The 25,074-nt window shown below is 68.3% G+C and carries 21 protein-coding genes; 11 read left to right on the top strand and 10 right to left on the bottom strand.

Going from position 1 to position 25,074, the window contains the following annotated elements; genetic code table 11:
• Positions 1-19: 19 nt before the first annotated feature.
• Together Q5Z10_RS11540 and Q5Z10_RS11535 are read left to right on the top strand one after the other, a co-directional pair.
• Positions 20-1,345, top strand: coding sequence for a chloride channel protein (locus Q5Z10_RS11540; protein WP_303635574.1), 1,326 nt, complete (start codon positions 20-22; stop codon positions 1,343-1,345).
• A gap of 74 nt (positions 1,346-1,419) precedes the next feature.
• On the top strand, positions 1,420-1,788 hold the full coding sequence (locus tag Q5Z10_RS11535) for a nuclear transport factor 2 family protein (protein WP_303635573.1): 369 nt from the start codon (positions 1,420-1,422) through the stop codon (positions 1,786-1,788).
• A 45-nt stretch (positions 1,789-1,833) separates the two neighbouring features.
• On the opposite strand, the gene Q5Z10_RS11530 is transcribed toward Q5Z10_RS11535, so the two are convergent.
• Together Q5Z10_RS11530 and Q5Z10_RS11525 are read right to left on the bottom strand one after the other, a co-directional pair.
• Complete coding sequence (locus tag Q5Z10_RS11530) at positions 1,834-2,136, bottom strand: hypothetical protein (protein WP_442758912.1); 303 nt, start codon at positions 2,134-2,136, stop codon at positions 1,834-1,836.
• Positions 2,137-2,197: 61 nt separating this feature from the next.
• Positions 2,198-2,476: a hypothetical protein gene (locus Q5Z10_RS11525; RefSeq protein ID WP_303635571.1), complete on the bottom strand. Its 279-nt coding sequence runs from the start codon at positions 2,474-2,476 to the stop codon at positions 2,198-2,200.
• Positions 2,477-2,707: 231 nt separating this feature from the next.
• Here Q5Z10_RS11525 and Q5Z10_RS11520 point away from each other — a divergent pair, with 231 nt between their 5' ends.
• The 6 genes from Q5Z10_RS11520 to Q5Z10_RS11495 all read left to right on the top strand — a co-directional run bounded on the left by Q5Z10_RS11520 (position 2,708) and on the right by Q5Z10_RS11495 (position 12,053).
• Complete coding sequence (locus Q5Z10_RS11520; protein ID WP_442758911.1) at positions 2,708-3,229, top strand: DUF6622 family protein; 522 nt, start codon at positions 2,708-2,710, stop codon at positions 3,227-3,229.
• Positions 3,230-3,372: 143 nt separating this feature from the next.
• Entirely contained in the window at positions 3,373-4,179 is an 807-nt protein-coding gene (locus Q5Z10_RS11515) for an RNA polymerase sigma factor (protein ID WP_303639175.1), read from the top strand.
• Positions 4,176-5,198, top strand: coding sequence for a FecR family protein (locus tag Q5Z10_RS11510; RefSeq protein ID WP_303635569.1), 1,023 nt, complete (start codon positions 4,176-4,178; stop codon positions 5,196-5,198). The genes Q5Z10_RS11515 and Q5Z10_RS11510 overlap by 4 nt, the downstream gene beginning before the upstream one ends.
• A gap of 108 nt (positions 5,199-5,306) precedes the next feature.
• Positions 5,307-7,763 (top strand): TonB-dependent siderophore receptor, encoded by a 2,457-nt coding sequence (locus Q5Z10_RS11505; RefSeq protein WP_303635568.1) that lies wholly within the window; start codon positions 5,307-5,309, stop codon positions 7,761-7,763.
• A 70-nt stretch (positions 7,764-7,833) separates the two neighbouring features.
• Complete coding sequence (locus Q5Z10_RS11500) at positions 7,834-9,693, top strand: PepSY-associated TM helix domain-containing protein (protein WP_303635567.1); 1,860 nt, start codon at positions 7,834-7,836, stop codon at positions 9,691-9,693.
• Positions 9,694-9,824: 131 nt separating this feature from the next.
• Positions 9,825-12,053, top strand: a complete 2,229-nt coding sequence (locus Q5Z10_RS11495) for a TonB-dependent siderophore receptor (protein WP_303635566.1) — start codon at positions 9,825-9,827, stop codon at positions 12,051-12,053.
• 29 nt (positions 12,054-12,082) lie between these two features.
• Here Q5Z10_RS11495 and Q5Z10_RS11490 read toward each other — a convergent pair whose 3' ends face one another.
• From Q5Z10_RS11490 to Q5Z10_RS11465, 6 genes are read right to left on the bottom strand one after another with little or no spacing between them, the layout of a single operon-like run.
• Positions 12,083-13,081: a hypothetical protein gene (locus tag Q5Z10_RS11490; protein WP_303635565.1), complete on the bottom strand. Its 999-nt coding sequence runs from the start codon at positions 13,079-13,081 to the stop codon at positions 12,083-12,085.
• On the bottom strand, positions 13,078-13,590 hold the full coding sequence (locus tag Q5Z10_RS11485) for a hypothetical protein (RefSeq protein ID WP_303635564.1): 513 nt from the start codon (positions 13,588-13,590) through the stop codon (positions 13,078-13,080). The genes Q5Z10_RS11490 and Q5Z10_RS11485 overlap by 4 nt, the downstream gene beginning before the upstream one ends.
• A 3-nt stretch (positions 13,591-13,593) precedes the next feature.
• Complete coding sequence (locus Q5Z10_RS11480) at positions 13,594-14,796, bottom strand: macrolide family glycosyltransferase (protein ID WP_303635563.1); 1,203 nt, start codon at positions 14,794-14,796, stop codon at positions 13,594-13,596.
• 54 nt (positions 14,797-14,850) lie between these two features.
• Positions 14,851-15,885, bottom strand: a complete 1,035-nt coding sequence (locus tag Q5Z10_RS11475) for an HlyD family secretion protein (protein WP_303635562.1) — start codon at positions 15,883-15,885, stop codon at positions 14,851-14,853.
• Between the two features lie 19 nt (positions 15,886-15,904).
• Positions 15,905-17,458: an MFS transporter gene (locus Q5Z10_RS11470; protein ID WP_303635561.1), complete on the bottom strand. Its 1,554-nt coding sequence runs from the start codon at positions 17,456-17,458 to the stop codon at positions 15,905-15,907.
• Complete coding sequence (locus tag Q5Z10_RS11465; RefSeq protein WP_303635560.1) at positions 17,455-18,930, bottom strand: efflux transporter outer membrane subunit; 1,476 nt, start codon at positions 18,928-18,930, stop codon at positions 17,455-17,457. Before Q5Z10_RS11465 ends, Q5Z10_RS11470 begins: the two co-directional genes overlap by 4 nt.
• 237 nt (positions 18,931-19,167) lie before the next feature.
• Between Q5Z10_RS11465 and Q5Z10_RS11460 the strand changes: the two genes are divergently transcribed.
• Positions 19,168-19,830 carry a TetR/AcrR family transcriptional regulator gene (locus Q5Z10_RS11460; protein ID WP_303635559.1) on the top strand — a complete coding sequence of 221 codons (663 nt, stop codon included), beginning with the start codon at positions 19,168-19,170 and terminating at the stop codon, positions 19,828-19,830.
• On the opposite strand, the gene Q5Z10_RS11455 is transcribed toward Q5Z10_RS11460, so the two are convergent.
• Positions 19,750-21,522: an alpha/beta hydrolase gene (locus tag Q5Z10_RS11455; RefSeq protein WP_303635558.1), complete on the bottom strand. Its 1,773-nt coding sequence runs from the start codon at positions 21,520-21,522 to the stop codon at positions 19,750-19,752. The two genes, Q5Z10_RS11460 and Q5Z10_RS11455, sit on opposite strands and share 81 nt — an antisense overlap.
• A gap of 388 nt (positions 21,523-21,910) precedes the next feature.
• Here Q5Z10_RS11455 and Q5Z10_RS11450 point away from each other — a divergent pair, with 388 nt between their 5' ends.
• A complete protein-coding gene (locus Q5Z10_RS11450; RefSeq protein ID WP_303635557.1) occupies positions 21,911-22,831 on the top strand; it encodes an MBL fold metallo-hydrolase in 921 nt (306 codons plus the stop codon).
• Between the two features lie 126 nt (positions 22,832-22,957).
• Complete coding sequence (locus tag Q5Z10_RS11445; protein WP_303635556.1) at positions 22,958-23,914, top strand: hypothetical protein; 957 nt, start codon at positions 22,958-22,960, stop codon at positions 23,912-23,914.
• 39 nt (positions 23,915-23,953) lie between these two features.
• Here the strand turns inward: Q5Z10_RS11445 and Q5Z10_RS11440 are convergent, their stop codons facing one another.
• Positions 23,954-24,841: an RNA polymerase sigma-70 factor gene (locus tag Q5Z10_RS11440; RefSeq protein ID WP_303635555.1), complete on the bottom strand. Its 888-nt coding sequence runs from the start codon at positions 24,839-24,841 to the stop codon at positions 23,954-23,956.
• Positions 24,842-25,074 lie beyond the last annotated feature (233 nt).

Raw genomic sequence — 25,074 nt, 5'->3', positions numbered from 1 at the left:
ACTGGCCATACTGGTGCCGATGAAGCCTTTCCACCGGATCCCGTCGCACGTGTTCGGCCAGCTGCGCAGCGAGGCGTGGCGCCGCCGTGCTGCGCTGTGGATCGGTGCCGTCGCGGTGGCGCTGGTCGCCATCCTGTTCGCCAAGGCCAGCGATCTTGCCTTCGGGCTGTTCCAGCGCGCCATCAGCCACTCGCCGTGGTGGGCGCTGCTGCTCACCCCGGGCATCTTCGCGCTGCTCGCCTGGCTGACCGGTGGCGCGCTGCGCCCCACCCGCGGCAGTGGCATTCCACAGGTCATCGCGGCGCTGGAAAAGCCCGATGAGACGTTCCGCCAGGTCAATCTCTCGCCCGCTGTCTCGGCCGGCAAGCTGCTGCTGACGTCGCTGTCGCTGCTGGGCGGCGCGTCGGTCGGGCGCGAGGGGCCGACCGTGCACGTCGGTGCCAGCCTGATGTACCTGTTCGGCCGCTGGTTCGGGTTCAAGGATCCCCGCGAGCTTTCGCATTTCCTGCTGGCCGGCGGCGCGGCCGGCATTGCCGCCGCCTTCAACACGCCGCTGGCAGGCATCGTGTTTGCCATTGAAGAGCTCAGCGGGCGCTTCGAGCATCGTTTTTCCGGCACGCTGCTGACGGCGGTGATCGTCGGTGGCGTGGTCTCGCTGGGGCTGCTGGGCAATTACACCTATTTCGGCCATGTTGCCGCGCGCCTGCCGCTGGGCCAGGCCTGGCTGGCCATCCTGCTGTGCGGCGTGGTGGCGGGCCTGCTGGGCGGAGTGTTCTCGCGCACGGTGCTGGCCAGCGTCGCCGGCCGCCCGCGTTGGCTTGGCACGCTGCGGCAGCGGCACCCGGTGCTGCTTGCCGCCGGCTGCGGGCTGGTGGTGGTGGGGCTGGCGGCCGCGTTCGGCACGGGGGCCTATGGCACCGGTTATGAGCAGGCGCGCAGCCTGGTGCAGGGCCAGGCGCTGGTGGGGCACGAATTCGGGCTGATGAAGCTGCTGGCCAACCTGGCCTCTTACATCGCCGGCATTCCGGGCGGTCTGTTCTCGCCGGCGCTGGCCGTGGGGGCCGGCATCGGCCACAACCTGGCGGTGCTGATGCCCGCCGTCGACCCGCGGGCGTTCGTGCTGCTGGGCATGTGCGCCTATCTCACCGGCGTCACCCAGGCGCCGCTGACGTCTGCGGTCATCTCGCTGGAACTGACCGACAGCGGCGACCTGCTGTTGCCGATCCTGGCCACGGTGCTGATCGCCCGTGGCGTGTCCGGGCTGGTCTGCCCGGTGCCGATCTATCGCGGGCTGGCCGAACAGCTGCTGCCCAAGGGCCCGCACGTCAATGCGGGTGGCAGCTGATCCGCCGCGGCCGCGCCCGCGGTAGAGTCGGCTGACAACGAAACGGGCCGCTGGGCCTGGCAGGAGAGACGGGCATGCAGGTTCTGGAGTACGAAGAGCGGCTTCGCGTTGCCATGCTGCACAGCGATGTCGAAGCGCTGGATTCCCTGATTGACGAAGGCCTGTTGTTCATCGGGCCTGGCGGCGGCATCCATACCAAGGCCGATGACCTGCAGCTGCATCGGTCCGGCGCGCAGCGGCTCTCGCAGGCCGAGTGGCAGGCGGTCGAGCTGCGTTGGCACGGTACGACCTGTATTGCCGTGGTGACCGCAGCGCTGTCCGGCGCGATCATGGGCGAGCCGTTCTCGGGCCGGTTCCGCTATCTGCGCACCTGGAGGCAGCACGGGGACGGATGGCGCGTGATCGCCGGCAGCGTGTGCGTGGTCACCGCGCCGGAGGCCTGAACCGGCGTGCGCGCGCCTACCCGCAGGCACGCCCGCCGCGCGCGCTCAGCCCGGCAGCTCGCACTTCATCTTGCCGTCCACGTAGTACGGCTTGGGCACGTTCGGGTTGTCGCTGGTCTTCTCGAAGACCACTTCGAACGACGCCGCATCCGCGGTTCCCTTGCGATCGGTGCAGGCGTCCTGCAGCTTCTTCTTCACCGCCGTGATGCCCGCATCGCGATTGGCGCCCTCGGCGCTGTTGGTCAGGTTCACGGTCTCGGCCGATGCCAGCGGGCTCAGTGCAAGCAGGCAGCCGGCAAGCATCAGGGTGTGCAGTCGGGTCACGGGGAGCACCTCGCAGATAGCCATTGGGGCCTGCAGCATAGTGCGGGGCCGTTAACGGTTCGTCGTCGCGCGCAGCCGGCGCCGTTCAGCACGGCGGCGGTGCCGCGCCTCGCCGCCGTCGCTGCCAGGCCGTCAGCTGGCCGATCACCGCGGTGACCAGCAGCAGCGCATTGGTCACCACGAAGACCGTGGCGCCGAGCAGGGCGCTGTAGACGGTGAACAACGTGGACGCGGTCATCTGACCCACGAACAGCCACTTCGATACGGTCTCCGGATGGGGGGACTGCCACTGCTTCACCATCTGCCGGATCAGGGTGGCCATCAGTACCGCCGTCGCGGCCCAGCCAAGGACGTCGGGATGCATGCAGACCTCCAGGGGTCGGGAACCCGCATGTTGGACCGCCGCAGCTCAACGCAGTACCAACGTCGCGTGAAGGCGTCATCCGCAACCCTGCGCCGCAACGTCGCGGGGTTGCGCTTCCGGCGTAATCCGCGATGGCTGACAGCTGTCACTGGCTGCCGTGCGCGGCAACGCGAATAGTGGGCGCCAAGGCGGCGAGCGCCGCCACCACTCACCAAGGAAACCATCGTGAACATGCTGCAGCTCCTCGTCTCGCAGACACCGCTCTGGGTCTGGCTGCTTCTGGCCTTCCTGGTCACGCGCGGCATTGCCGCCATGAAGCCGGGGGAGACATCGCTGCAGAAGCTGGCGGTCGTCCCCGTCCTGTTCGCTGCGTGGGGCGCGTGGTCGATCAGCCACCGCTATGGGGCGTCGTTCAGCGCCTGGGGCGAATGGCTGGCCGGCGTCGCTGCGGGTGCGGCGCTGGGCTGGGTGCTGCTGCGGCGCGCGCGGCTGACCATGGACGCTGCCAGCGGCCGCCTCCGGCGTGGCGCGGACTACAGCCTGCTGCCGCTGCTGCTGGTCACGTTCCTGGTGAAGTATGGGTTTGAAACCGCACTGGCGGTGTCGCCGGCGCTCGCTGCGCATGCCGGTTTCAGTGCGGTGTACCTGCTGCTGTCGGGTGCGTTCACCGGCATCTTCGCCGGCAAGTACTGCCGCTATCTGGCCTCGTTGCGGCGTGTTGCGGCAGGCGACGGGCTGGCGGCCGCAGGCTGAGCCGCGTACAGCGGGACACGGCGCCGTGGCGGCGTGACGCGTCACGCTGATCGCTCTCTGCACAGCGCCGCAGGCGGCGGCGTCTCCACCCGCCCAGGCCAGGGCCAGCGTGCAGCAGCGGGGCAGGGGAGTTTCAATTGCAAATGACTCTCACTACACTTGGCGTCGATTCCTTCCCCTTCGCCGCCCGCTGCGGCCCATCCTCCGGCGATCAACGTGAATTCCCCGCCCCTCCTGTGCAGACCGCAGGCATCTGTTTCGAGGGCGATGTGTCCACCGTAGGCCGGGGCACGAGCGCGGACCCAGCAGCATCCGCACAGGCCGGTCCGGGCAGCGACAGCCCGCCGGCGGCTGCAGGCCTGCTTGCGAAGGCCTATGCGCGCTGGCGGGGTCCCATCCTGCGCAGCCTCGGACGTGCCAGCGGCAGTGACGTCGAGGATGCCCTGCACGACGGCGCAGTCAAATGGATTGCAGCAAACCCGGCGCTCGATTCCTGTGACCAGCAAGGTGCCTACCTGCGCCGCACGGTGCTGAACACCGTGGCCGACGAGTACCGGGAGCGTCGCGAGGGCCGTCGGCTGCAGACGCTGCCGCTGGCCGACGCCGAGCACGCCGGCCACCCCATGCCCGGCGATGAGTCGCTGTGTCCGCTGCAGGTGGCGGCGCAGCGGCAGCGCCTGCAACGCCTGGGAGAGGCGCTGGCCGAACTGCCGGAGCGCCAGCGCGAAGCCTTCGTGCTCTGCCGTTTCGACGGACTGACCCAGGAGGAGGTGGCGGTGCGCATGCAGATTTCACGGCGCATGGTGGTCAAGCACCTTTCCCGCGCACTCGCATACTGCGAAGTCCGGGTACGCTATGCCTCTCTGGCACAGATGCAGGAACTGCATCGCCCTGGCACGGCGGGCGAGGCGTTGGCGCCTGCCATCGATGCTGATCTTCCCTGCCGATGACCGACCTTTCTTCTGCTTCCGGTGTCGACCCGCTTGCCCTGCATGAGGCGGCTGCCGCGTGGCTGGTGCGGCGGCAGGATGCGGGCTGGCAACCGGACGATGAGGCGGCCCTGCAGCAATGGCTGGCCGAGAGTGAAGCACACCAGCGGGCGTTCGCCGACGTGACCACGACCTGGCACGACCTGGGGCAGCTGCCGCGCCCCGCGCTGGCCTCGGACACGCGTGCGGTGATCGCCCCTGCCGCTCTGCGGCCGGGCAGGGCGCTGCGGCGTGCGCGGCGGCTGCCGCGCGTTGCGGCCGCTGCGGCCGTGGCGATGCTGGCCTTGGGATATGCCGGCTACGGGTGGTACACCGCGCCCAGCTACGTGCAGGACGTGGCCACCGGTACCGGCGAGATCCGTGATATCCCCTTGCCGGACGGCTCACGGATTTCGCTCAATGCACGCAGCACGCTGTCGGTGCATTTCTATCGATCCCGTCGTGAAGTGGTGCTCAGCCAGGGCGAGGCGTTCTTCGAGGTCGCCCCGGCGGCCGACCGTCCCTTCACCGTGGATGCCCAACGCAGCCGGGTGACCGTGGTCGGCACGGCCTTCAATGTGCGCAATGGGCCGGGCGACGTCGTGGTCAAGGTGCTGCATGGGCACGTGCGGGTGCAGCCGGATCGCACCGAAGAGGCCTCTCCGGTCAGCCTGCACGCCGAGCAGGGCCTCGCCGTCACCACGCGCACCGCCGCTTATCACGCCATTGCCGCAAACGCGGACAGCATCGGCGGTTGGCGCAGCGGGCGCCTGGTGTTCCGGCGCACCCCGCTGGACGAAGTGGCGCAGGAGGTCGCGCAGTATCTGGGCCACCCCGTCACGCTGGGCCAGCCAGGGCTGAAGTTCCTGCCCGTTTCCGGCTACGCAGCCACCGATGCCCCGGCCACGTTCCTGGAAGCGCTGCCGGATCTGCTGCCGGTGCAGGTGACCCGCACCGCCCAGGGCGGCTATCGCATCGACGAACGGCCTGTGCCGCGCTGACGCGGGAAGAAAAATTTGCTGCGGCCCGGGTTCCCACCCCACCGCCATTTTCCGTTTACCCCGGTGAGGCCAGTAGCGGCCAGGCATGATGGAGCGGTAATGGGGTACATGAAGATCAAGCGCGCACTCGCTGCCCGCGCGTTTTCCACGGGCGTGCAGTCCAAGCGACTCCCGCTGCTGGCACTGTGCATTTCCAGCGCGCTGGCAGCGCCGGCCATCGCCCAGGCCCAGCCGGCCGCGCGCATGCCGTTCAATATCCCCGCTCAGGCGCTGGACGCTGCATTGCGCAGCTTCTCCGAGCAGTCCCGGCAGCAGGTGCTGTTCAGCGAGTCAGCGGTGGCGGGCCGTCGCGCCCCGGCCCTGACCGGCAGTTACACGCCGCAGGAAGCGCTGGCGCGCCTGCTCGAAGGGAGCGGGGTCCGGGTCAACGCCACGCGTCCGGGCGTGTTCACGCTGGCGCAGGAAGCGGCGTCACCTGCGCGCGGCAAAGATGCCCAGACCACCCTGCAGACGGTGAACGTGACCGCCAGTGCGCCAGGCGATGGCTCCTATACCGCGCGCGAACTCAGCCTGGGCAAGCTGGGGCAGAGCATCCGCCAGACCCCGCAATCGGTCAGCGTGATCACCCGGCAGCAACTGGATGACCGCAACCTCACCACGTTGGACGAGGCGCTGGCGCAGACCACGGGCGTGACCAAGACCGCCCGCAACTTCGGCAACCACAAGTTCTCGATCCGCAGCTTCACCGTGGACGACAGCAACTATCTGGTCGATGGCGTGGCCGGCATCGTCTATGCCCCCGTGGGCTGGCTGCCCATCGACACCGCGGTACTGGAACGGGTTGAAGTCCTGCGCGGTGCCGGTGGCATGATGCTGGGCGCGGCCGACCCCAGCGGGGCGATCAACATGGTGCGCAAGCGCCCGCGCGACCAGGCCCATCTGGATCTGGCGGCGTCCGTGGGCTCCTGGGACAACTACCGCGTCGAGGTTGATGGCGGTGGCCCGCTCAATGCCGCCGGCAGCGTGCGCGGCCGACTGGTGGCCGCCTACCAGGACCGCGACTACTTCCAGCGGGGCACCTCATCGAAGACGCCGGTGGCCTATGGGGTGATCGATGCCGATGTGGGTCAGGACACCACGCTGACCTTCGGCCTGCGCCATCAGGCCAGTGACACCGACGGCTACTGGCTGTTCGGCCTGCCGCGCTACACCGATGGCGGTGCGCTGGACATCAAGCGCTCCACCTCGCTGATCCAGGACTGGAACCGGCAGGAGGGATCCGTCGACGAAGCCTTCGCACAGGCCGAGCACCGCTTCAATGAACGCTGGAAGGCACGCCTGTCGGTGAACCGCACCGAGTCGGACCTGGATCAGCGGGTGGCCGTGCCCCTGGGCGGCGTGGACCGCGCCACCGGCAGCGGTTCGCGCTTCTATGACATCTACTTCAACCGTTCCCGCGTACGCAGCGACGGTATCGATCTGCACACCACCGGCAGCTTCGAGGCCTTCGGCCGCAGCCACCAGCTGCTGCTGGGCGCGATGTGGTCGCGCCAGCGCACCCGGCAGAGCTCGGCGGACCTGGCCATCGACGTGCCGATCGATGTCTACGCACCGGACCACAGCGCAATCGCGCGTCCGGCCCAGCCGGACTGGGACTGGGCCGAGCACGCCCGCGCCCAGCAGAGTGGCGTGTACAGCAACCTGCGCCTGCAGCTGGCAGCGCCGCTGCACCTCACGCTGGGCGGCCGGCTGAGCTGGGTGAAGTACCAGTCCAGCGATGGCTTCACCGGCGCCAGGAGCCGCGACTACGAACAGAAGCACGAATTCACCCCGTACGCCGGCCTTGTCTACGACCTGGGGCCGCAATGGTCGGTCTACGCCAGCTACGCCGACACCTTCCAGCCGCAGAGTTCGTACGTCACCGCGTCCGGCTCGGTGCTGGACCCGGCCATCGGGGCCAACTACGAGCTGGGTGTGAAAGGTGAATTGAACGACGGCCGCCTGAACCTCTCCGCCGCGGTGTTTTCCATCCGCAAGACCGGCAACGCCGTGGTGGACGACTCCGATCCGGGCAGCTGCCGCGGCTCGCTGGCCTCGTCCGACTGCTACCGCAATGGCGGCACGCTGCGCAGCAAGGGCTTCGAACTGGAAGCCAGCGGCGAGCTGGCGCCCGGCTGGCAGTTGATGGCCGGCTACACCCACGTCACCAGCCGTGACGACGAAGGTGCCACCATCAGCGCCGAAACGCCCCGCCACCTGCTGCGGTTGTCGACGTCCTACCAGCTGCCCGGCAGGTGGGAGGCGTTTTCCGTGGGAGGGGGCGTGTCGGCGCAGAGCAGCTATTCCTACCCGGCCTACGATGATCCGGACTGGCGCATGGGCGCAGCCGGCCGCGCGGTCTGGGACCTGCGTGCCGGCTACCGGATCAATCCGCGCTGGAGCGTCGGCGTCAACGTGGCCAATCTGTTCGACACCCGCTACTACGCCATGCTCAGCCAGATCCGCCGCGGCAACTACTTCGGCGAGCCGCGCAATGTGATGCTGACGTTGCGCGGCGCGTTGTGATCGCCCGCAACCGGCCGGCCTGCGGCGGCGCCGTCACGGGCGTGGCATGAAGGCAGGTTTCCGGCAGAGCATGTCGTGGCTGCACACCTGGTGTGGCCTCACCTGTGGATGGCTGCTGTGTGCGATCTTCCTGACCGGCACGCTCAGCGTGTTCCGTGAGCCGATCACCCGATGGATGGAGGCCGGTCCCGTGCCGGCCACTGCGCCTGCAGCGGATGCGGGCACGCAGGCGGCGCGCGCGCAGCAGTGGCTGGCCGCGCACGCGGCGGATGCACAGGCATGGCAGATCCAGTGGCCGGCGCAACCCGGCTGGCCGCTGCAGCTGACCTGGCAGGACCGCAGCGGCGGCGATCACCAACGATGGGTGGACGCCGCCACAGGTGCCGCCCAGCCCGCGCCCCGGCTGCGGGAGACCGAAGGCGGGCGCCACTTCATGTCCTTCCACTACACGCTGCACGGCGGCATGGCCGGCTACTGGCTGGTCGGCTGGATCACCGCCGGCATGCTGCTGGCGCTGGTATCCGGCGTGGTGGTGCACAAGCGCATCTTCAAGGACTTCTTCACCTTTCGCCCGGGCAAGGGCCAGCGCAGCTGGCTGGACGCGCACAACCTCAGCGCCGTGCTGACCCTGCCGTTCCTGTTCATGATCGGCTACACCGGGCTGGCGTTCTTCTACAGCAGTTACCTGCCGTGGCCGGTGCAGGCGGCGTATGGCGACGCGGATGACGCCCATGCACGCTATGAAGCCGAACTGGCGCCTGCGCGTCCGCTTCCCCCCGTCATCCTGATCACTGCGGCGCGGCTGCCCGATCTGCCCGATCTGATGGCGCGGGCACAGGCGATCAGCGGGCAGCCACCGGCACAGGTGACCATCCAGGCGCCCGCCACCGTACACACCGTGGTGGACGTGGTCGGCCGCAAGCCGCAGGGAGGCACTGAGCGGCACCTGCTGGGTGAGGCCAGCCGGGTGACGTTCGATGCGGCCAGCGGCAGACTGCTGCAGCAGCACGCGGCACACCCGGAGCAGATCGGTGCCGTCCAGGTGCACGAAACCATCGAAGCGCTGCACAAGGCGGACTTCGGTGGCTGGCCGATGAAGTGGCTGTACTTCTTCAGCGGGCTGCTGGGCACGGCGATGATCGCCATCGGCACGCTGCTGTTCTCTCTCAAGCGGCGCAAGCGCAGCGAACATGAGTTCGGTGCTGCTACGGCGGGCATCTACCGCTGCGTGGAAGCCTTCAACGTGGCATCGCTGGCCGGGGTGGCACTGGCGAGCATCGCCTACCTGTACGGCAATCGGCTGCTGCCCCTGCACATGGGGGATCGCAGTGCGTGGGAAATCCGCATTTTCCTTTTGACCTGCGCCGCCTCGGTGGTGCACGCGCTGTGGCGGCCGCCGCGCCGGGCCTGGATCGAGCAGTTGTGGCTGGCCGCCGCATTGTGCCTGGCGCTGCCGCTGGTGAACCTGGCAAGCACCGGGCAGCAGCTGCTGATGTACCTGCAGCGGGGCGCATGGCAGCAGGCGGGCGTGGAGCTGGGCGCACTGGCATTCGGGCTGATGCTGGCACGCATGGCCCTGATGCTGCAGCGTCGGTGGCCACGGGTGCAGGACGCTGCGCGCACTGCGAAGCCGCCTGCCGGGCAGGGCGCGGGCTATCGCTGGCAGGTGGCAAACCGCGTACTGGCGGCGTCGCTGGGCGGCTACGTGTTCGCCGCCGTCACCGCCACCGCACTGGCGCTGTTGATGCCCGCACTGATCGGTGTCCGCACGTCCGTTTCGGTCCTGGCCAGTTCACTGCTGGGGTTCGTGCTGTTGATCGCTGTTGCGGTGGGTGTCTTCAGCGCCCGCAGCGTCGGGAAGGTGTGGCTGAGCCTCATGGCGGGAAGTGCCCTGATGGGGGTGTGGGTGGCCGTGCTGCGGCCGGGATGAGGGAGGTGGCGCTGCAGCAGGGCAGGGGTGGTCGATGCTAGTGCGAATGATTCGCATTTGGTATTATTTAACGCGAAATTAACGCCGCCGCAGCTGCCGCCCAGGGCGCACTTCCTACCATAGGCCCTCCCATGTCCAAGATCGTCCTTACTGACCGCGCTCCCGTGCGCACCCTGTTGTCCACCGCCGTTGTGCTGATGCTGGCCCTGCCGCGGGTGGGGCACGCCGAGGTGGCCTCGCCAGACGCCCCCGAAAGCAGCGCCACCACGCTCGATGCAGTGCGCGTCAACGCCTATCGCACCACCACCCACACCTCCGGCGCTACCAAGACCGACACCCCGGTTGCGGAGATGGCCAGGTCGGTCTCGGTCATCGCCCGCGAGGAGCTTGACGCGCGTGGTGTGCAGAACCTCAACGAGGCGATGCGCTACGTGGCGGGCGTCGTTCTGGAGAGCGGCGGCATCGACAATCGCGTCGACGACTTCCGCATCCGTGGCTTCGATGCCGGCAGCTGGAGCAACAACGTCACCATCGACGGCATGCGTGCGCCACAGGGCGGCCAGTGGAACCGGACCATGGTGGACAGCTGGAACCTGGACCGTGTCGAGGTCCTGAAAGGTCCCGCGGCCGTCATGTATGGCCAGGTGGCGCCGGGCGGCATGGTCAACCAGGTCAGCAAGACCCCGACGCCTGACCAGCATCAGGTGTTGCAGGTTGGCCTGGATGGCAACGGGCAGTACAGCGGCGCGTTCGACCTGGGCGCAGCATCGGACGACAGGCGGCACCTCGGGCGCCTGGTGGGCTTGTATCGCGACGGTGACACGCAGATCAAGCACACCCGGCAGGAGCACTGGTTCCTGGCGCCCAGCTATACCTTCCAGATGGCCGAGCGCACGCGCCTGACGGTGCTGGGCCTTTACCAGCGCGACGACGGCGGCTCGACCTACCAGTTCCTGCCGATGGACGGCACGCTCAAGGCCACCCCCTATGGGCGCATGAAGAACACGACCTTCATTGGCGAGCCGAACTGGAACACCTACGACCGCACGATCTGGACGGCTGGCTGGCTGTTCGAACATGCCTTCAACGAGAACTGGACCCTGAGCCAGGGTGCCCGCCGCACCAACGTCGAATCGACCTTCCGCACCGTGGTGACCAATGGTGGCCTGAACGCAGATGGGCGCACGCAGAAGCGACGCGCCACCTGGGGCGAGGGGGACTCGCAGGGCGACACCATCGACACCCGCGTGACCGGCAGGTTCCACACCGGCCCGGCCGAACACACGCTGCTGGTGGGCGTGGACTGGCAGAAGGCCGATTGGGATGCGGCACGCGGCGCGATGCGAGATCCGTCGCCGATCGACATCTTCAATCCGGTCTACACCGGCTACGTGCCGGTGACCAACAGCATCAGCTATTCCGGAGGCGTCAACCGCCAGACCGGAGCCTACCTGCAGGATCAGATCGCGCTGGACAAGTGGCGCTTCACCGTGGGCGGCCGTTACGACTGGACCAAGGACGATACCTGGACGCAGGCGTACACCGTGGCTACGAATCGCTATGGCGCACGCGCGCCGAGCCGCATCAAGAACGAGGCGTTCAGCGGCAATGCCGGCATCCTGTTCGTGGCGGACAATGGCCTGACGCCGTATCTGAGCTATGCCGAATCGTTCCAGCCCGCAGGCAGCACCGCGACCCAGTCCTTCGAGCGGGCCCCGTTCGACCCGATCACCGGCACGCAGTGGGAAGTGGGCGTGAAGTATCAGCCGTCTGGATTCGATGGCCTGATCACGCTCTCGGCCTACGATCTGCGCCAGCAGAACATCCTCACCAACGACCCCGATCCCAGCCACAACACCTGCGGCACGACCGGGTCCAGCCAGTGCCAGGTGCAGGATGGCGAAGGCCGCGTGCGTGGCGTGGAACTGGAAGGCCGCATCACCCCCCTTGATGGCTTCAGCGTGATCGGCGCTGCATCGTGGATGGACTCGGAAGTCACCAGGAGCAACAACGGCTATCAGGGCAGGCAGTTGGCGATGGTTCCGGACTGGACCGCCGCGCTGTGGGGCGACTACACCTTCCAGGGCGGGGCACTCGCAGGCCTGAGTCTTGCCGCAGGCGTCCGCTACAACGGCGAGAGCTACGGCGACAGCGCCAACCTCTACCTGATTCCGTCCTACACGATGTGGGATGCAGCTATCCGGTATGACGTCGGTGCCATCGGAAGTGTGGGCACGCAGTTCTCACTCAACGTCAGCAACCTGACCGACAAGCGTTTCGTGACCACCTGCAGCGGCGTGTCGTCGTGCTTCTTCGGCACCGGCCGCACCGTGACGGCCAGCGCCCGGTTCACCTGGTGATGCTGCCGCCCCGTGGCCTGCCCGGCAGGTCACGGGGCGTTCCGTCGCAAGCGCGTCTGTCGACACCGGCCGTGAAGCGCCTGGGCAGCGGCGTCGCCGGTGGCCTGCGCTGGGCCGCCGCAGATGCACCGGATGATGTCGATCACCGTCTCCGTCGTCCGGCACAGGTGGCTGCGTCCGTCCTCCAGGTGGGCGCTCGGGCTGATGTAACTCTGCGGGCCGACGTGGGTTGCAGGTTCCAGCCGCTGCACGCTGACCTTTCCCGCGCGCACGGCACGGTTCCACGCACTTCGCCGGAACAGCCGCCAGCGATGGGGGTAGATCCGCGTTCCCAGCTTCTCGATCCAGTCCTGTGCGCTGGTCAGGCAGTACAGGTGCCTGGCTGCGGAGAGATCGTTGGCGCCACTGTGGAAGCCGCCAAGGGTGATCACGTGCAATGGCGCACGGAACTGTTCTGACAGCGCCCCGAGCGCGCCTGTGGCCGCCTGGGCACCACCACTGTAGCCAAGCAGGACGATCGGCACGCCGCTTCCGGGCGTATAGCCTGCGAGCCTCAGGTGGGCAGCGATCTGCAGGCCGACCGCCTGGTTGTACAGCGGCCGGTAGCGGGGGTCTGCGGCAACGAAGGTCTGCATCACGTTGTGCAGGAACAGGGTGATGCCCACCCGGCGCCGCAGCCAATCCCAGACCGGTCGCCCGGTGAGCGGACGTGCCAGGGGCGAGTAGGGCTGGATCTGGCTGAGCACTCGCAGCTGCGGCGCCGCGGCGATGATCGCGCTCACCAGCTTGCCGCCATCGCGTGTGTCCGTGAAGCGGCGCTTTCCGATCCCGTCCAGATACACCAGGTACGCTGCAGGAGCCGCGTCGGCGGCGGCGCCCCTGGCATAGGGAACACCGGCCGGCAGCCGCCATGCCGGCGCGCGCAGGCCGACCGAGAAGGCAAGCAGCTCATAGCGGGCGAGCAGGCCTTCGGCCAGCAGCAGCGGCCCGAGCAGCAGCAACGCAAGCAGGAGCAGGGACTCACTCATGCGACCGGCCCCGGCATGCGCGTACCGGCAACCGCACGCGCAATGCCACGGCGCAGCAGTTCAACGATCAGCTCCAGCCACACGACCGCCACGGCCAGGCACAGTGCAGCATCCCACCAGCCGAGGCCGGAGGCCGACGCCAGCGGGGCGACCATGCGCACGCCGACCAGCAGCAGCACCAGCGCGTGCAGGGCATGGCCGAGCAGCGGGAAGGCCAGGATCGCCGCCAGCAGCAGCGGCGCCAGCAGCGAAGGCGTCCATGCGAAGCCGAGGGTGGACGACAAGGCGGGGATCTCCGGGGCAATCAACGGCTGCGCCAGGTCCGCCACGACCCAGGCCATCAGCGGCCACAGCGCGAACACGGCCGCTTCCACCAGGGCGCCGGCCAGCATCAGCGCCAGCAGGAAGCCCAGCGACAGTGCATTGCGGCGCGCGAGCAGCGGAAGCGCCCGCCCCACACTCGCGGAGATGCCTGCAAGTGCCAGCAGAAGGGCAACATCCCACGGCATGCGCTAATCGTTCCTGGTCGGCCGAGGCACGCCTCGGGAAACAAACGTTTCGATTTCATCTGCTGCCCGCGCTGCACCGCCTGCCGACAGATGGGAGCCGCGTTGTGCGTCCGCAGCCTCCCTGAAGCGCGGATCGGCCAGGATCCGGCGTGCCAGCCGCTGCACGGTCGCGACGTCCACCTCCTCCTTGCCCAGCGCCAAGCCTGCGCCCACGTCGCAGACCCGGCGCGCGACCATCGGCTGATCGGCCCCCTGAGGGATCACCAGCACCGGCACGCCCGCAGCCATGGCCTCGTTGACGCTGTTCATCCCGCCATGGGTCACAAACAGCGCGGCATGCCGCAGCACCTGCAGTTGCGGCACCGACCTGCGCACGATCACGTTCGCGCCCGCCGCGGCGAGCGCGTCCGGATCGACCTGCCCCGTTGCAACGACCACGGTGCCGGCCAGCGGCGAAAGCGCCTCGGCGAGCGTCCGCAGCAGTGCCGGGCCGGCATCGAAGACGGTTCCCAGCGAGACGTAGACCAGCGGCGACTCATGCACCTGCACATCGAACGGAACATCCACGGGCCGCGCGCCGACACTGGCGCCGACGAATCGATAGGAGGCATCAAAGCCGGCACCGTCGGGCTGGAAGTCCGGGGTGGTGAAGACCAGGTTCAGTCCCCCGCGTGCGTTCATCAGGTCCAGCAGCGGCAGGGTGTCGGCGTGATAGGTGCGCTGCAGCGTCATCCGTGCCCGCAGGTAATCCAGGGCCAGTGCGGGGTAGCGGGCCGCTGCCTGCAGCAGCGGCCATGAGAGACGCGTCGGGCTGGGGGTGCGGGCATTGAACGCAAACGTGGTGAAGGTGGCGGCGGCCGGCACCCCGAGTTCCCGCGCTGCCACCGCGCCCCAGGGGCAGGCCGCGCCGTGCACGACCAGGTCGGGGCGCGCAGCGCGCAGGTCGGCCAGGACGCCGGGCAGCAGGGCCACCGCTGTACGGCCCAGCCCCGCCATCATCGCCAGAGGGATCGGCGGCTCGGGCACGGCAAGATCGGTTCCCGCGTACAGGCAGACCCGTGCGCCGGTGGCTTCGATCTTCCCGGCGAACGCTGGCGAGGTGTGATAGGTCACACTGTGGCCGCGGCGCACCAGCTCGGCCACGACCGGAAGTGTCGGGTTGATGTAGCCGTGCATGCCGATGTTGATGAAGGCGATGTGGCTCATCGGCATGCTTCCGGCAGGGGCGCAGGGGTGCGGGCAATGGGGGAGGTCATGGCGCTACTCGCTGATCGTGATCCGCGGAGTGACCGACATACCGACGCGCAGGCCGCTCGCCTCCTTCTGGCCCGGTGCGATGCGGATGCGTACCGGCAGGCGCTGCACGATCTTGGTGAAGTTGCCGGTCGCGTTGTGCGGGGCAACGGGGGAGTAGCTCACGCCGCTGGCGGGCCCCAGGCTCTCGACGCTGCCCTTGAGCTTCACCCCCGGCAGGCCATCGACGGTGATGGCGACGTTCTGGCCGACACGAACCCGCGCCAGCTGTGTCTCGCGGAAGTTGGCCGCGACATAGACCTCATCGAGCGGAACCACGGCCAGCAATGGCTTTCCCACGCCCACATGGGCACCGAGCCGCACCGAGCGTTGGCCGACCACGCCATCGATCGGAGACGTGATCCTTGTGTAGGAAAGCGCCAGTTTCGCGGCCTCCCAGGCGGCGGTGGCCTTGGCCAGGGCGGCCTCGGACTTCTGCAGTTCGGCTCTCAGGATCGTTGTCTGCTCGAGTGCGGCATCCAGCCCAGCGCGATTCCTGTCACGCCCGGCCACGCGAACCGCGAGCGAGGCATCGGCCTGCTGCCGGGCCTGGATCGAGCCGGAACCATCCGCAGCGAGGTTGCGATAGCGGCGCTGGTTGGCCTGCGCGAGGACGACCTCGGCCGAATCCGAGGCTATCGCCGCTCTCGACTGGCGCACCAGCGCGTCCTGCTGCTGGATCCGTCCGGCCAGGCTGGCCACCGTGGCCTCTGCTGCCTTGACGTCCGCGGCAGCGGCGCTGACCGCAACCTGGAAGTCGCGGTCGTCGATGCTGACCAGCAGGTCGCCGGCACGCACCTTCTGGTTCTCTTCGACAAGGACCTTGCTGATGAGGCCGGAGACCTGTGGCGACACGACGGTGAAATCCGCCTGCACGTAGGCATCGTCGGTGCTCTGGGTGGACGCGCTGGCCTCGTCGCGGTTGAAGTAGGCGATGGCAAGGAGGATGGCGGTCGCCGCCAGCGATACGGCGATGAGCTTGGTTTTGGGAGGCATGGTCATGAGTGTGATGTCCTGGTGATTACGCGCCGCTTCCGGCGGCTTTCTTCCCGGAGAGATCAGGGGCAGGGATGAAGGTCATGCTCAGTACGAACGGGACCATGAGGAGGGCCAGCGCCCCGAGTACGCGGTAGGCGTCTGCCACCGACAGCACCAGGCTCTGCGCGCCGGTGTAGGCCATCAGCTGGGTGGGATCGAACGCCAGCGGATGGGTTCCCGCGCTCAGGCCCGCCTGGTCCAGCAGCATGTCCGAATGGAACCGCTGGCGGACCACGATGAGCTGGCCCACGACCGCGCCACCCAGCAGCGAGCCCACGGCGCGCAGCGTGTTGATGTTGCCGGAGACGAAAGGCCCCTCGTGCGGCTGCACGACACTGGTGCAGAGGAACAGCATGGCGACCACCGCCATTGGCTGGCCGAGGGCCTGGAGCGCCTGCTGCAGCACGAACTGATCGCGGTTCCAGCTGGCGTCCAGGTGTGCCCCGAGGAAGCATGCCGTCGCGATCAACAGCAGGCCGCCTGCAAACACCAGGCGCGCATCCACCCATCTCCGGTAGAGCAGCACCGCGACCAGCGAGCCCAGCACCAGCTGCGGCAGTGCGATGGACAGGCCGATCTGCGCCATCTGCGCGGGCCGGTATCCCTGGATCGCGGCCAGGTAGTTCATCGGCAGCAGGGTGCCCGAGGTCATGACGACCAGCAGAACGACGAAGAGGGAAAACCCAAGGCCGAGATTTCTCCTGCCCAGGATCTGCAGCTTGATGAACGGCGCCGGGTGGTACCACTCGGTGAGCAGGTACAGCGCCAGCAGCGCAAGCCCGGCGACGCCGGTGGTGACGATCAGCGGCGAGTTGAACCAGTCCAGGCGGATGCCCTGGTCCAGCGTGATGGCCAGCAACGCGAACCCGGGCACGCCGCACAGCATCCCGGGCCAGTTGGCCTGCGCGAAGCGGTCCCGCTGCACTGGTTCGCTGGGCAGGCCGATGGCCACCAGCCACGCCGCGAGGGCGGCCAGCGGGATCACCTGCCAATAGATCCACCGCCAATCGGACAGCCCGTCTGACCAGTACCCGGCCAGCCAGATCGACACGTTGGGCGCGAACGTGGCGGTCAGCGCATACAGCGCCAGACCGTGCAGGCGGATGTTGGGCGGCAGGAACTTCAGCGCTGCCATCATCAGCACCGGGATCATCGTTCCACTGGCCACGCCCTGCACGAAGCGGAGCGCCAGCAGCAGTTCAAGGTTCCGCACGAACGGTGCAAGCAGCGCGAGCAGCGTGCACACCGCGATCATGCACAGCTCGAACCTGCGCACGGAGAAGGTGATGGCGAACCAGGCCGAGAACGGCATGGCGATCAGCTCACCGACGCTGTACACGGTGGTGAGCCAGGACGCATCGTCGAGGCCGAAGCCGAGCGCACCGCGCACGTCCGGCAGGGCAATGGCGCCCACGCGGTTGTTGAGGCCGGCCAGCATGGCGGCCAGGAAGATGCCGGCCAGGCCCAGCATGGCCCGCTGCGGGGAATGGGCGCCTGCACCGGCCGGCAGCGCGGCAGGAAGGGTGGCCTCGGTCATGGCCCGCTCCCCCCCAGGCGCGGCCCGGCGGCATGTGCCTCCGCGTCATCGGCGTGGGAGAAGGCGGTACTGTCCCATCCGCCGCCGAGCGACTTGAACAGGCCGACGACGGCGAGGGCAGAGTTGGTGGCGCTGGCATTGAGCGCCGACTGGCTTGCCAGCAGGCCGCGCTGCGCGGTGAGCACGCTGAGATAGTCCGAGGCGCCTTCGCGGTAGCCGCGTTCGGCTGCGCGCAGTGCCAGCCGATTCTCCTCGTAGGCGATCTCTGCGTCCTGGTGATGGGAACGCTGCGCGCTCCACGCATCCAGGGCGCCGTCCACTTCGTGCCAGGCATTGAGCACCGTCTGCCGGTACGCAATGGCCGCGCTCCGCTGGCGGGACTCATTGAGCGCCAGCCGCTGCTTGAGGCGCCCGCCCTGGAAGATGGGCAGGTACACGGTGGGCCCGACCGAGAACGTCCGCGAGTCCCAGCTGCCGAGATCGCTGCCTTCGAACGCCTCCACGCCGATCCTGCCGCGGAGCCCGATGCGCGGGTAGAAGTCTGCCTTTGCCACGCCGATCGCTGCCGTCGCAGCGTGCAGCTGTGCCTCGGCCCGTCGAATGTCCGGGCGACGGCGGGCCAGTTCCGAGGGGATGCCGACGGGGATGTTGGAGGGAAGCGCCGGCAACGGCATGGCCATCATCAGCCGGGCATCCAGCGCACGCGGCTCTTCGCCGAGCAGCAGGGCCAGCGCGCTGACCAGTGCGTTGCGACGCTGGGTCAGCTCAGGCACCAGCGACCGGGTGGTGGCAAGCTGGGCGCGCGCCGACGCGGTCTCGAACGTCGTGCCGACGCCGTTGTGCTGCCGGTTCTCCGCGATCCCCAGCGCACGGTCGGCGACTTCCAGGTTCTGCCGGGTGACGTCCAGCTGCGCCTGGACGCCGCGCAGCAGCAGGTAGTTGCGGGCCACTTCCGCAGCCAGCGCTGCGCGCGCGACTTCGCGCCCATAGACGGAGGCTTCCAGCGCCGCCGCCGCACCTTCGCGGGCACGCCGCGCGCGACCCCAGAGATCGATTTCCCAGCTGGCGTCCAGGCCGGTCTGCCAGAAGTCATTGGCCGTGGTCGGCGCCCCCAGCGCGGCGAACTTGCCGTTCGCGCTGTTCGCCTCGCGCGCATAGGCAGCCGACGCGCCGACGCTGGGCAGAAGGTCCGCGGACGCGATGCCCAGCTGTGCGCGGCTTTCCTGGATGCGCTCGGTCGCCAGCAGCAGGTCCAGGTTGGCCGCCTCGGCGTCGGTCTGCAGGCCGGTGAGCACCGGGTCGTTGAACAGGTCCCACCAGCGGACCGGCGTCGACGCCGATGTCGTGCGGTCCTCGATTTCGTAGGTGTCGCGTGCGCTGAGCTGGACCTGGGCCAGGCCATCGTCGGGCCTGACGAAGTCGGGGCCGACCGTGCAGCCGGTCGCCGACGCCACCAGGAGGAGGCAGGGCAATCGGCCCAGCAGCGTTGAAGGTGAGATTCGGTATGCCATGGCGGTGCCTGCGCGGGCGAGTCAAGAAAGGAGGGCTGTACTGTACCGCTCGGTACGATGCGGTCAGATTCTTATCGGATGGGCCGAAGATTGCAAGCCCCTGTTGCGCAGGCGTCTGTACCTGCGTAGTCTTGCAGTACCCCTCGGTACAGTTTTGCACTTGCCCGCGCCCTTGCACGGCAAGCCGGAGACCCGCAAATGGAACGCCACCCGCCCGCGCCCCGTGCCCTCCATGCCGCCGCCGCACCTGCGCCCAAGGCGCTGCCCGCGAAGGCCCAGGTCGTCCTCGAGGCCGCCAGGGGCGTGTTCCTGGCCAACGGCTTCAGTGCGGCAACCACCGACATGATCCAGAGGGAGGCGGGCGTTTCCAAAGCAACGGTCTATGCCCACTTTCCCAACAAGGAGGCGCTGTTCTCGGCGGTGATAGAGGCCGAGTGCGCAGCGTTCACCCGCACCATCAGGGAGATCCAGTTCGACCGGGGCCGCCTGCGCGAGACCCTTTCGGAACTGGCGCGCGCCTATCTGGAGATCGTGCTTTCGCCCGCCGGCCTGGCCATGTTCCGCGCCGTGGTGGGTGAAGCGCAGCGATTTCCCCACCTGGCCAGAACGCTCTACCTCGCCGGCCCCCGGACGGTGACCGAACTGGTGGCGGCGCAGCTGAGCCAGGCCGCCGCGGAAGGCGAGCTTGAGCTGGACGACATCGGTTCCCATGCGGCAGCGAGCCATTTCGTCAACCTCGTTCGGGGGGAGGGGCAACTTGAATCCCTGTTGCATCCGGACTCAGCACCGTCGGACGCGCAGATCGACCAGTGGACGGCCCAGGCCGTTTCCACATTCATGCGCGCCTTCGGCAAACGCTGACGGCATCGCGCGGGTACTGCCTGCGCTGTCCACGTCGCGCCGCACCGGCGCGTCCTGGCGGAGGATCCGCAGGACCGTGGCGATCGCTTCGGGGTGCTCGTACACGTAGTGGTTGGCATCCAGGATCGTGGTCGTCTCGGCCCCGTCGAGCAGGGCACTCTGCAGGGGAACGACGCCGTCACCGGGCGGATCCGAGCCGCGCCGGCGCCCGGCGATCGTGTCGTATGCGATGGTCGGCACCGGCATCAATGACTGGCTGGCGACCCGAACCGGGTGAGACACCCGCAGGGTGGCGATGCTGTTGATGCGGAACCTGAAGATGCTGTCCCTCAGCTCCTTGCGGATCGCCTCGGGCTGATCGGCGGCGATCCGCCTCAGCGCATCCAGCTCGGCAGGCCGCCCGCGGACGAGGTGCGCCACCAGCTTGCCGATCCAGCCATCGGCCGTCGGGCTGCCGTGATGCGGGGTGGCCAGGAAGATCGCCCGGGTGACGCCGGGGAAGTGGCGGAAGCGGAACGTATCGCCGATGACCTGGAGGTCACGGTCCGCACCCACCAGGTCTTCGGGGGCGACGGTGAATGCCGAGTCCCACAGCGCTGGCGAGGCGTCGGCGCACAGCAGGCGCGCGACCACGCCCCCCATGCTGTGGCCGATCAGCACGATTCCGCTGCGGGCGGGATCATCCCCTTCGCTATCCAGAACATCGAGCACCGCGTTCAGATAGTTCTGTGCGCGGTAGCGCGCGGTCAGCTGCGGCGCATTGGTCTGGTAGACCATGTGCCAGACCTGGTATCTCCTGCTCAGCTCCGGGTCGGCCCAGATCGCGCTGGACAACCTCGCCCAGATCAGTGGGTTGCTGCCAAGCCCGTGGATCATGACGATGGGGCGCTTGCCGGGATCGTAGTCCTCAAGCAGGTAGAGGCCCGAGCGGCGCCCGAGCGCCTTGCCGCCGAGCAGCCCCCATACACCCAGCCGTCCCAGCGACGAGGTCCTCGCCAGCCAGGCATAGGCGGCCGTGCTGTCCACGGCGGGCGTGCCGGGAATGCCCGGCGCGACGGCGGCGTCCGGCCCGGCAATCACCAGCGTGGGATGCCCGGCCTGATCGGTCTCGATCCAGCCGGTAGCCGGCCTGGCGATGCCTTCGGGTGGAAACAGGCTGCATTCCGGGCGGTCGACGCAGCGCCGCGACCATACGACGAGGGGAACGCCATACCCTGCAACCGTGCCCGGCCGCCCGCCCGGGATCCGGATCGGCACCTGCGCCGACCGCACGACGCGGAGCGGCGGCTGCAGGTTGCGCGACAGGCCGCGGAACTGCACATCGATGTCGATGCCCAGCACCTGGCGCCTTCCCGGCTGCCAGGGCGCACGGCCGGTCAGCGCCAGCGACAGGAACTGGTCGCTGCACCGGGTCCAGGTGCCGACACGGTGCGTTGAAGGATCGCCCCCGGACACCATCGCCGTGTATGACGTGGCCGCACAGTCGAGCCACTTCCGTGCCTGGCGCGGAGCGGCAGCGGCCGGCACCTCGTGCAACGGTCCCGCATCCCGTTGCACGCCCGGCAGTGGGTCGCACGCGGCCCGTGCGGTGCAGCCCTCCAGCGTCGACGCGGCCTGGCCTGGCGCAGCCAGCGTGCTGCACGCGCACAGCATCAGGAGCAGGGGCAGCACGGCTAGCGATGTGATGGACATATGCAGCTCCCAACCTGTGCAGGTTCCTTGCGTGTTCTGCCGGAATGCTGCCGACGCGCCGATTATTGCGTTGGGGTTCGCGCAGGGAAGTCACCTGCAGGTCACTGCAGCGGTTCCTTCATGGAACCACCTGAAGCCGCGCTGCGTGGCAGCCGACTGGCAGGCCTGCGCTGCCTGCTGCTGCCTTGCACTCAACACACTGTGGCCGCACGGATCACTAGTGGGGCCCGCGGATTCGGCCTAGCGTGGCGACGCTCCCATGTTTTCCCGGCAGAGCGCGGCGCCGCCTTCACAGTGCCGATCGTGTGCCCGCCCACGGGCACCGCGCTGCCGGACGAGCATCAGCCACGGACCCCAGGGTCCATCCAGCCACCTGTGGAGGTTTTCCATGTCCAGTCTGCAAGAAGCCACTGTCGTGACCAGTTGCCCTGTCGAAGAGCTGGTTCCCTCGCGCTATGCGCTGAAAGTCGGAGAAATCGATGTCCTGGTGGTCAGCGACGGTGTCCTGCCGCTGCCCACGCAGATGCTGGGTCACAACGTATCGGCACCGGAACGTTCGGAGTGGCTGGACGAGATGTACCTGCCGCACGATGTATTCGAATGGGCACTCAATGTGATGGTCGTTCGCAGTGCCGGCAGGACCATCCTCATCGATGCAGGCCTGGGCATGGATCCCGAACTTCAGCTGCCACGCGCCGGGCAGCTGATCAGGCGCCTTGATGCGGCCGGAATCGACCTCGGTTCGGTCACCGATGTGATCATCACGCACATGCACATGGATCACATTGGTGGATTGCTGGTGGACGGTGTCAAGGAGCGCCTCCGCCCCGATGTCCAGATCCATGTGGCCGCTGCGGAAGTGGCGTTCTGGCAGTCCCCCGATTTCTCCCGGACGAGCATGCCGGACGGCTTTCCGGATGCACTGCGGGCCACGGCCACCCAGTTCTGGAACACGTACAGGCAGTGCATCCGTACCTTCGATGAAACGGTCGAAGTGGCGCCCGGCGTGGTTGCGCACCGGACCGGCGGGCACACCCCCGGCCACTGCGTGGTGCGGCTCTCTTCGAAGGGCGACGCGCTGACCTTCGCAGGGGATGCGGTATTCGCCGTAGGGTTCGAGAAGCCGAACTGGTTCAACGGCTTCGAGCATGACCCGGAAGAGTCGGCGCGGGTGCGGATGCGCCTGCTGAGTGACCTGGCCGATACCGGCGAACTGCTGGTGGCCACGCACCTTCCATTCCCGTCCGTGGGCCGGGTGTCGGCATCGGGCGAAGCATTCGAGTGGGTGCCGGTTTTCTGGAGCTTCTAGGAACGTCCATGGGACTGGATGCCCTGCAGCAGCGCGGGGCACCGTCCTGCGGACCACGCCAATCCGAGTGAGGTCGGTCGTGCCAGCAACGCCGCGTGCGCCTGGCACGGCCCAGGGAGGTGGGAAATGGCAGTCGCAGCAATGGCGGAGCGCTTTCCGATGAGATGGCGGACACATCATGTGCTTCTGCTGCCGCTGCTGCATGCCGCAGCGGTGGTGGCGCTGTACATGGGCACCGAATCGCTGTGGATCCGCATGCCGTGGGATGTGGTGGCCACGATCGCGCTGACCCTGGCCATCGTCCTTGCTGCCAGGCTCATCCGAGGGCACGCGCGATCCCTGCAGGCGCGCAGCCACGGGGCGTCGGTCATGGCCACCAGTCGCAGCTGGATGCTGCTCGCGCGGCATTCGTCGCAGGCGATGGATCCCGCTGACGCGTTGGCCGAACGCCACCTGGCCTGGCTTGCCGCGCTGGGATATCAACGGCGGCAGGCCCATGCACATGCCGGCCAGCCATCGCGCGGCCTTCCCGCAGCGAGGGCAATGCTGCAGCGGGAGCGGCTGCGTCTTGAGCGCAAGCTGGGGTCCTACGTGGGTCCCTGCGAACGCGAGCGGATCCTGGCGGCGGCCAGGCCCTCGCAGGAGATCCTGACGCTGCAGTGCGAGTCGTTGCGAGCGCTTCTGGGCAAGGATGTCATCTCGCCCTCCATCTTCCTGGAGCTTCACCGCCTGCTGCATGAACTCCAGCGGCTGGAGGCGGCCGAAGAGCGCATGCAACCGCTGGCCCCCTGTGTTGCCGCCAGGGCCGAGGCACTGCTGCTGGTTGTCCTGATCCTGCTGATGCCGTTCGGCCTGATCGATGCCATGGGGCCGCTGGTCCTGTTCGACGACCATCCCATCCGCGCGATCGCCTGCTGGGCCATCGTCCCCCTCTCCACCGTGCTGGTCTGGCTCTATCTCGTACTTGCCAATGCGGCGAAGCTTGACCGGACGCGGATGCATCACGCCGACAACGCGGATCCCGGCACTTCGGTCATCGCATTGGCCGAGAGGGAACTGCGCAGGGCCGGCGGGCATGCGTGATGCCGGGCCGATGCCGCTGCAGGGCCGCCGGCGTGGCCGCTAGCAGAGCTGCGCGGGCGTATTGCCCACGATGCGCGAGAGCTTGTGGGGGTTGCGTTGCACCAGCACTTCGATGATCCGGCTGCCGTCGGTATCGAATGCCATGGCCGATTCCAGTTGCCCGTCGAAGTAACGGAGCAGCCCCAGGCGGCCATTGAGGAACCGCGGCTCGATCCGCATCCGATGCGCATGGCGCAGCTGTGGTGCATAGAAGAGGTGGGCGATCCGGGCGCCCCCCAGAAGCGGGCGGGGGAAAGTGGGCACGACGCCGCCACCATCACCCAGCAGGATCGCCGAGTCGTGCATCAACGCCTTCATCAGCTTGAGATCCCCGGATATCACTGCAGCGGCAAACTGCTGCATCAAGCGGCGGTGGACGTCCTCGGGAACGACGTAACGCCGACGCTCGCTGCGCAGCTGCTGTCGGGCACGATGCACGATCTGGCGGCAGGCGGCCTCCGACTTTTCCAGGGTCCGCGCAACCTGGGCGTAGTCCTGGTCGAAGATGTCATGCAGCAGGAAGGCCGCCCGGGCCTCCGGTGCCAACCGTTCCAGGACACTGAGGAAGGCAACGGAAAGATCGTTGGCACTCTCCAGCACCGATTCGGGCGTGGCGGGCGCTTCGGTGAGTACCGGCTCAGGCAGCCACGTGCCGATGTACGTTTCCCGTGCATGGCGGACCAGCCGCAGGTCGTCGACCGCACGCCGCACGGTCGTGGTCACCAGCCACGCCTCATGACACGCGATCTGGTCCGGATCCGTGCCATGCCAGCGCAACCAGACGTCCTGCACGACATCTTCCGCCTCCGCCGCCGAGCCCAGCATCCGGTAGGCGATGCCAAGCAGGCGAGGGCGCAGTCGCATGAACAGTGCAGTAGGGTCTTCCATGCACAGGCAGACGGATGGGCAGGCTGCATTGTGACACCTCCGCGCACGTCCGCGGCTGCCGCCGGGCGCGGATGGGCGGTGGTGCGCTCAGTGCGGGGGAGTACGGTGTGCAGGGGCAGCCAGGCCCCTGCAACCTGCGCCCGGCCTTCGTGCAGTGCGCAGTGCGGGCATGGGCCGCGCCGCCGCTGGACCGGCCTGGGCAGGCCCGCCGGCGTTTCGCCACCCCCACCCAC

It is taken from the genome of Stenotrophomonas sp. 704A1, from assembly GCF_030549525.1.
GTDB classification, from domain to species: Bacteria; Pseudomonadota; Gammaproteobacteria; order Xanthomonadales; family Xanthomonadaceae; genus Stenotrophomonas; species Stenotrophomonas tuberculopleuritidis.
The sequence above is the reverse complement of the archived record's forward strand: the minus strand, read 5'-3'. Positions and strand labels throughout refer to the sequence as shown.